This is a genomic window from Chthoniobacterales bacterium, assembly GCA_035274845.1.
GTDB lineage: Bacteria > Verrucomicrobiota > Verrucomicrobiia > Chthoniobacterales > UBA10450 > AV80.
In genome coordinates, this window is record DATENU010000018.1 from 19,856 (window position 1) to 27,522 (window position 7,667).

Annotated in this window: 4 protein-coding genes; 2 read left to right on the forward strand and 2 right to left on the reverse strand. The window is 59.2% G+C overall.

Features of this window, described 5'->3' with window-relative positions:
• Positions 1-34: 34 nt before the first annotated feature.
• Both VJU77_12585 and gntA read right to left on the reverse strand, forming a co-directional pair.
• Positions 35-613, reverse strand: coding sequence for an urea carboxylase-associated family protein (locus tag VJU77_12585; protein ID HKP04182.1), 579 nt, complete (start codon positions 611-613; stop codon positions 35-37).
• 106 nt (positions 614-719) lie between these two features.
• Positions 720-1,454, reverse strand: a complete 735-nt coding sequence (gene gntA, locus VJU77_12590; GenBank protein ID HKP04183.1) for a guanitoxin biosynthesis heme-dependent pre-guanitoxin N-hydroxylase GntA — start codon at positions 1,452-1,454, stop codon at positions 720-722.
• A gap of 97 nt (positions 1,455-1,551) precedes the next feature.
• Here gntA and VJU77_12595 point away from each other — a divergent pair, with 97 nt between their 5' ends.
• A complete protein-coding gene (locus tag VJU77_12595) occupies positions 1,552-5,442 on the forward strand; it encodes a translocation/assembly module TamB domain-containing protein (GenBank protein HKP04184.1) in 3,891 nt (1,296 codons plus the stop codon).
• A gap of 1 nt (position 5,443) precedes the next feature.
• Positions 5,444-7,636, forward strand: a complete 2,193-nt coding sequence (bamA, locus tag VJU77_12600; GenBank protein ID HKP04185.1) for an outer membrane protein assembly factor BamA — start codon at positions 5,444-5,446, stop codon at positions 7,634-7,636.
• Positions 7,637-7,667 lie beyond the last annotated feature (31 nt).

Consider the following 7,667-nt stretch of genomic DNA (forward strand, 5'->3'; position numbering starts at 1 on the left):
TTTCAAACCGCCGTTCCTTGAAGCTGCACGACGTTCAGCCGATGATCTCAAAGCCTATCGGCTTGAACCGATAATTATTCGACATCTCCGCCGAGCAGGCGGTCAACCCGACAATCAGGTCCATCTCGGCCCGCAGCACGATCGCTTCACCCGCTTTCGATCTCGGCGGAAGAATTTTGAGCACACCGTCCGGTCCGACTTCGACATTCATGAAAAGGTTGAGCGTTGTGGGAATCGAATCCGGCGGGATGCCGAAAGGGGCCAGATGCTGGGCGAGATTCCCGAAACAGCTCGGATGCGGCGCGTTGTTTTTGTAAATGATCAGGAACGTTTCCGGACTGCACGGGGTGAGCAGAAAATCGTGCCGGCCGACATCATCCTCGACGATGGTCAGCATCGGGCGGCTGCGATTCGAATAGAGAATGTCGCCCTTGGTGAGGTAAATCCGATTCGCGTAATCGATGCTGCGCCCGGACGAGAGCCATTCGGCCTTATCCGCGCTGTTAAACGCGATGAAATCGGCAACCTGTTCGCCCTCGACGTCGATCACCCGAAGCTGCTGACCGGCGCGCAGCTCGAAGGCGGTTCCAGTTTGGGGTTCGAGGCGTTTCATTTGGTTGGAGCGGCGGTCTCGGACCGCCGTCGAAAACAAATTTTTCGACGGTCAGAGACCGCCGCTACAAAAAGCGGTCAGAGACCATCGCTGCAAAACATCATGTTCAATGCGCGAATGGACATTTCATTTTGGCTGCCGGAAACGGTGCGCGCCAGTTTTCTCCTACCTCTCTTCCGGAATATTGGCGCGCCTCCGACCTTTCGCCAAAATCGCTCAACATCGGGTTGATCGATCCCTGAAGCTGCGAGTCGCGCCGGCGGATGGTTTCCTGCATGTGCTTCCATTTTCCATCGGCCCGAAGCCGTTCGAATTGCTCGTGCGGATTGAAGACGAGCGCGGGCCAGGGGAATCGCCGCGCTACGCGGGAACTGTTCGCGTGCATCCCGATTACATAAAGGGCCTGGCCGCCGAAACTGAAGGAAAAGTGCGGGTCGGCCGGATCCGATTGCACCTCCGGGTCCCAATTGAAATGCGCGGCATCGATTCGATGCAAAGCGCGCAGTTGTCCCCAGAGAAGGTCCTCAAACTCAACTTCGCCGGTTTCGCGCGGCTGTTCAAAGATCGCCACGAAAGTGGCAAACTCACTCCGTTGCCGCAGGTCGGACCGGACGAAATCATGAAGATCGGTCGCCAAATCTCTGGTGACCTGCTCACTGCCCAGCCGGGCGTACGTTCGGAGCAGGTAAGAACCGGCATTGAAGGCCGCCTTCGCGCCGAGACAGGGGAATTCCGCCTGCAAAACCGAATCTCGAAACGCCTTTCCTGCCAGGGTCGCGAAAGTATTCCCCGCGCGTTCGGCCGACTTCAGCCGCTGCTCTGCGATTGGGTTGCCATTCATGCCTATTTACGCTGAATACGCACTTCCCAAGGGAGCTGGTCTTAACAAAGCGGCCCAAGGTTGCTCTTTACCCTCGTGGAAATAGATTACCGCCCACGTGGATGAATTCAGCCAGACGCCTGGAAAACGCCCTCGGCCCTGGCGGCGACGGATTGGTCGTGCCCTCCTCGTCCTTCTGGTTCTGCTCATTTTGTTCCACCGGCCGATCCTTTTCCGAATCGCCCGTCAGTTCGTGGACCACTACGCCGCTATCGGACATCTGAGGGTCGATTGCACCTTCGAAGGCAGCATTTTCACCAGCCTCGTTCTCCGCAATCTTCATGTTTCGCCGACCGGCCCGACGATTGTGGAATCAATCGACGTCGATTATGCCCGCGCGGAATACAGCCTCTGGGACTGGATGCGGCGCGGTCCAACCGAATTATTGAAGAACGTGGAGCTGCGGAACGCGCGAGTGGTGCTCGATCCGGCTAAAGCCTCGGTAAAGCCGAAGATTCCGGAGCCCGACGAGCGTCTGAGACTGTTTCCCGTTTTCCCGGAACGATTGCGGATTTCCGACGCCAACGTGTTCGTCCGGTCCACGACCGAAAAGGCCGATTTTGTTTTGGAACATTTTGACCTCGAATTGGATCCGAAAAATCCGGGAGAGCTTCGAGCTGCAACTCTCCAACTACCCACCGCAAACGCCTGGCGCAATATTTCGGCGAAAACTTCCTATGCGAACAAGAACCTCGTCTTGAGCGGCGTGGTCCTGGATCAGGAAAACCAAATCCGGCTTTTCGCTTTCGATGCTTCGCACATCGCGGCGCGCTCGCTCGAATTGGTTCTCGACGCTTCGCTGGCTGGCGGAACGATCGCCGGTTCGCTCGGGCTAAGAGAGACGGCCGAGTCGGTGAACATGAAACTGCGGCTGGTAGCGGAAAACGTCTCCCTCGGGACGCTGCGTGGTTATGTGGGCGATCCCTCGGGGTTTCCAGGCGGTGACGCGAAAAAGCTGCGAATGGAATGCGATGGAACGCTGGACGCGCCGCGCACCTGGAGAGGTTCGCTCCAGGGCCAGATCGACAATCTCCGGCAGGACAATATCTTTTTCGACCAGGTTACGATATTCGCCACGGCGGATGGGGGATTTGCCACCTTGCAGTCAGGCGAAGCGATCCGCGGCCGGAATAAAATCGCCTTCAAAGGGAGGACGGAGCTTCCCGGCCATATTCGGGAGTTCGGCCGTTACGGCGCCCAGTTCGAAATCAATGGAGAGTTGCTCGACCTGCAATCGCTGACCGAGAATTTCCCGCAGCCGGTAAGTGGAACCGGGACCGTTACCGGCACGGCGGAGATCAAGGATGCGGTCCTCCGGATGGAACTCGCATTCTCGGGGGGCCCGATCGCCTCTGGCGATGTCGGAGCAGCGCATTTCGCGGGAACGCTGAAAGCGAGCAAGCAGATGCCGCCGGCTAACCAGCGCAAAATGTATTACACGGACCTGCATTCCCAGATTCATGTCGAGATGACCGAAGGCCATTCGGGCGAGAACATTTTTGATTCGGCGGTCGTCGACATCAGCAGCGACGGGCCGAATGTGAAAGTCGATCGCTTTGTTGCCCTGCGAAAAGAGAACACTTTCACCGCTTCCGGCACCTACCTGTTGCCGGACGATTTCGCCCAATTTAGGGCGCAGCCGGCGACCTTCGCGATCAGGCTTGGCGCGATCGAGCTGGGCGATTATTGGCCGGAGGATTCACCGAATCGCGTCACCGGCCCGGTCCAGGTGTCGGGAGAGGTTACCTCGACCAACGGGAAGGCTGACGGCCAGCTGTCGGTCTACGGATCGAACCTAAAATTCCGCAATCTCACCATCCCGGAAGTCAGCGCCCAAATGGTCATATCCCGCAACGTCGTTTACCTGAACGACTTCACCGCGAAGCTCAACGAGCGGGATTTCATCTCCGGTTACGGCACCTTCTCGCTCGACCGGCCCTGGCCTTACGAAGGCAAGCTCTCCGCGAATGTCGCCGACCTGGCGCGCTTCAAGCCGTTGCTCGCCGCTTTCGGCAACGACAATGAGATCGCCGGCTCCCTGGTGATCGATTGGGCAGGCTCCGGCCAGCTGGCCGATTTCAAGAACGCGGGGAAATTGAACCTGACCCTGGAGAAGGGACGTTACGCGAATCTCCACGCGCTCCGGGCGAACATCGATGCCGATTATTCCCCAGACGGCCTGGACGTGCCGACGATCTTTTTCGCCAGCGACAAGATGTCATTCCAGGCAAACCTGACCGCGAAAGGCGACACCCTCGAAGTCAGCAAAATCCAGGTCGACCAGGGCCAGGCGAAATACGCGTCCGGTTATCTTTCCCTCCCGTTCGTTTGGGGAAACCTCGGCACGGACCGGCCGCTCTTCGTTTCCGACGGCAAGGTGGTGGCGAACTTTCAGTCGGAGAATCTCGACCTGAAGAAATTGTTCGCGGACCTCGGCGCGCCGCCGCTCGCGACCGGGTTGATCAGCGTGAAGCTCGACGCGCAGGGGACGCTCGAGGCGGTGCAAGGGCGGCTCGACCTGCAGATGCGGGAATTGCACAGCGTGGAGTATCCGAAGCTCGAGCCGGCGACGTTCAATCTGGTCGCGGAAATGCAAAACAACCAGCTGGCGTTCAATGGCCGGTTGCAACAAGCGAAAATTCAGCCGGTCCAGTTGACCGGGAATGTTCCGTTCAACCTCGCCAAGGTAATCGAGGAACGCCGGTTCAATGAGGACACGCCGGTGAACGCGAGGGTGCAGATGCCGCGCAGCTCCGTGAATTTTCTCCGCCAATTCGTTCCCGGAATCACTCAGCTCGATGGCGACCTGGCGTTCGACGTGAACATCAATGGCACCGTGGCCAAGCCGGCGTTGAGCGGCTCGGGCGATATCACGATCAACATGGCACGGTTCACGAACACGACCCTTCCCTCGCTGAGCGGGTTCCATTCGCGGATGACCTTTGCCGGCGACGTCCTCCATTTCGAGCGCGTCAACGGCGACCTGGCGGGCGGGCCGTTCACCGTCTCCGGGCAGGTCACTTTCCCGAAGCTCACCGAGCCGAACCTCGATTTTCAGTTGAAGGCCCAGAGCATCCTGGTGGCGCGAAACGACACTCTCACGGCCCGCGCCGATGCCGATGTGCGGGTCGTGGGTCCGTTGAAAGCGGCGACCGTGACCGGCAAGGTGGCGCTGACGAATAGCTCGTTGCTCAAGAACATCGACCTGCTCCCGATTGGCCTGCCCGGTCGCCCGGCGCCGCAGCCGCCCACGGACCGGCCCGATTTCTCGGTCCCGCAACCTCCAATCCGCGATTGGAAGTTCGACATCGCCGTGACGACCAAGGATCCGTTCATGATCCGCGGCAACCTGGCAAACGGCGGCGCCGTCGTGGACCTGCACGCCACCGGGACGGGTTTGCGTCCTGCTCTCCAGGGAGTCGTGCGCCTGCAAAATGTCGAAGCGACCCTGCCGTTCAGCCGGCTCGAGATCTCGTCCGGCTCCCTTTATTTCGACCCGAGCGACTCCTTCAACCCAAAGATCGACTTGCAAGGGACCTCCCTGATCCGCGATTACACGGTGCACGTGTATGTCTTTGGGACTTCGCTCTCACCGGAAGCGGTCTTCAGCAGCGAGCCGCCTTTGCCCCAGGAGGAGATCATTTCGCTTCTCGCGACGGGAACGACTCGCCAGGAGTTGGTGGGAAACAACAGCGTCCTGGCCGGGCGCGCCGCCATGCTGCTCATCACGCAGATGTATCGGAAAATCTTCAAGAAAAATGGCGAGGCGCCCAAGAGTAACTCCGTTTTCAACCACCTCGATGTCGATGTCGGCAACGTCGATCCGAGGACCGGGCAGCAAACGGCGACCGCGCGGCTGCGGCTAAACGAACAATTCATGTTGATCGGCGATCTCCAGGTAGGGGGCGATTTTCGCGGCATGGTAAAGTATCTAATCCGATTCAAGTGAGATGAGCCGCGCCATTGCCAAAATCCGACACGCGGGACGGGCCGCCTGGATGCAGGTGTTCTTGTTAGGCCTGGCCATTGCGGTTTCATTTGTCGGGGCCGCCGCCTTGGGCCAGACCGCGGTCAAAGTCCCGAAGTCGGAGGAGAAGGACAAGGCTGAGAAGGCAGTCAAGAAACAGCAGGAAAAAGAAGCGCAACGGACGGACGTGATCGAGTTCCGCGGGCAGGCCGCCTTCAAGGAAAAGGATCTGCGCTCAGTCCTGAAAGAACAGATCACGACGATCGACCAATATGGACTGACGGCGGCGCGTGGAGATGACGCGGCATTCTTTCTCGAGCTGTTTTATCGCAAACACGGATACGCGAAAGTCACGGTGCGTTATTCGATCCAGGGCAATCGTCTTCTGCTCGACATCAACGAAGGGCCGCTGGTCAGCCTCGGGTTCGTGAATTTTGTCGGCAACCAGCACCAGCCCGCGGACATCCTGTTCGATTATGCCGTGGGGCCGACCCGCGAGCGCTATTCGAGCATGCAGAAGAACCTGCCGTTCGTGGCGGCGGACGTCGAGGAAGGCGCGGACCTCGTTCATCGGCTCTACATCGCGAATGGCTATCTCGACGCGGCGGTGGAGAAGCCGATTTATCATTACTCGGACGACGGCGTCCGGGTCGATGCGACGATCCCGATCACGGAAGGCCGCCAATATTCCTTCGGGCAGGTCTCCTTCTCCGGCCAGACGATCTACAGCTCGGATGAATTGCGCGGCCAGCTCGTTGATGTGCTCGAACAGCCCTACACCGACAACCGCGTCTCCGACATTCCTCGGCGGCTCCAGGCGTATTACCGGACGCGCGGTTATTACGAAGCGAAGGTCGAGGCGATCGGCAATCCACCGGCGGCAAACAATGGCAGGGTCCCCGTGCTCATCTCGATCACGCCCGGTCGACTGTATCATTTCGACGGCGTGCAGGTGACAGGACTCGAACGCCTCCGGCCGAGCTACATCACGAGGCGCTTCAGCAAATTCAGCGGGAAGACTTACAGCCCCGAGCTGGTGGACGAAAAGTTCCGCGAGCTGATGAAGTCAGGCCTGTTCACGGTGCTGCAAATCAAACCCACCCCGATCGGCGGCGACGCGCTCCGGCTCGATATTTCAGCTGAGGAAGCCAAGAGCAAGGAGTTCGGGTTGGCGCTGGGGTACGGTTCGTATGCCGGTCCGGTCGTCGGCGCGACCTATCGCGACCGAAATCTTTTCGGCTACGGCCGGCCGATCTCGACTTTGGCGGAATGGTCGGGGCGCGGTTACAAATGGGAAATTCTCTGGGAAGATCCTTATTTCTTCGACACCGATTTCGGGTTCAAGGCGAAGCTCGGCGCGCTCACTTTCGACTTCGACGGTTACGCCAAATTGGAGACCGGCCTCCGCCTCGATTTCACCCGCAAGCTCTCGAAGTTCTACGAAGTCGGCCTTGTTCTCTCGGCGCGGCATGTCGAAATCACCAGCTTCGATATCAGTCCGGCTTTGGTGGGTGACACCAACTATTTTGTGAGCTCGATCGGCCTGGTCCAGACGCTCGACCTGCGGGACAGCAAAGTGAACCCGAGCCGCGGCTTCGTTTTCGATAGCACGATCGATTTTGCGACCAGCGCGCTCGGAAGCAACATCGACTTCGTCCGCAGCACGGGGCGGGTCAGCTATTACCTTCCGTTCGGACACGAACCGAAGCCGGGGTTCCCGGACAAGCGCACCATGCTCGCGCTGGGCGCGCGGGCGGGGATTATCCACGCTCTCAATGGCAACGACATGGTCGCGGACATTCCGATCGACGAACGCTTCTTCAACGGTGGCAGCACCACCGTCCGCAGCTTTGCCGAGCGCGACCTCGGCCCGCATGACAACGGGCATTCCATTGGGGGCGAGTTTTTCTCGGTCTTCAACGTCGAATACATCTTCCCGATCTACGGGGAACTTCTCGGCGCGGTTTTCTTCGACGCCGGTAATCTCCTGCCGAATTCAACCGATCCATTCGACACGATTTCGGCCGGGTTCGAGGACATGCGTTACGCGGTCGGCGTCGGTCTCCGCTATAAATTGCCGATCGGCCCGGTCCGGCTCGATTACGGTTACAATCCCGACAAGCGCCCTGATGAAGATGTGGGCGCGTTCCATTTTAGTTTCGGCTTCGCGTTCTGATTTTCTCTGTAGCGGCGGTCTCAGACCGTCG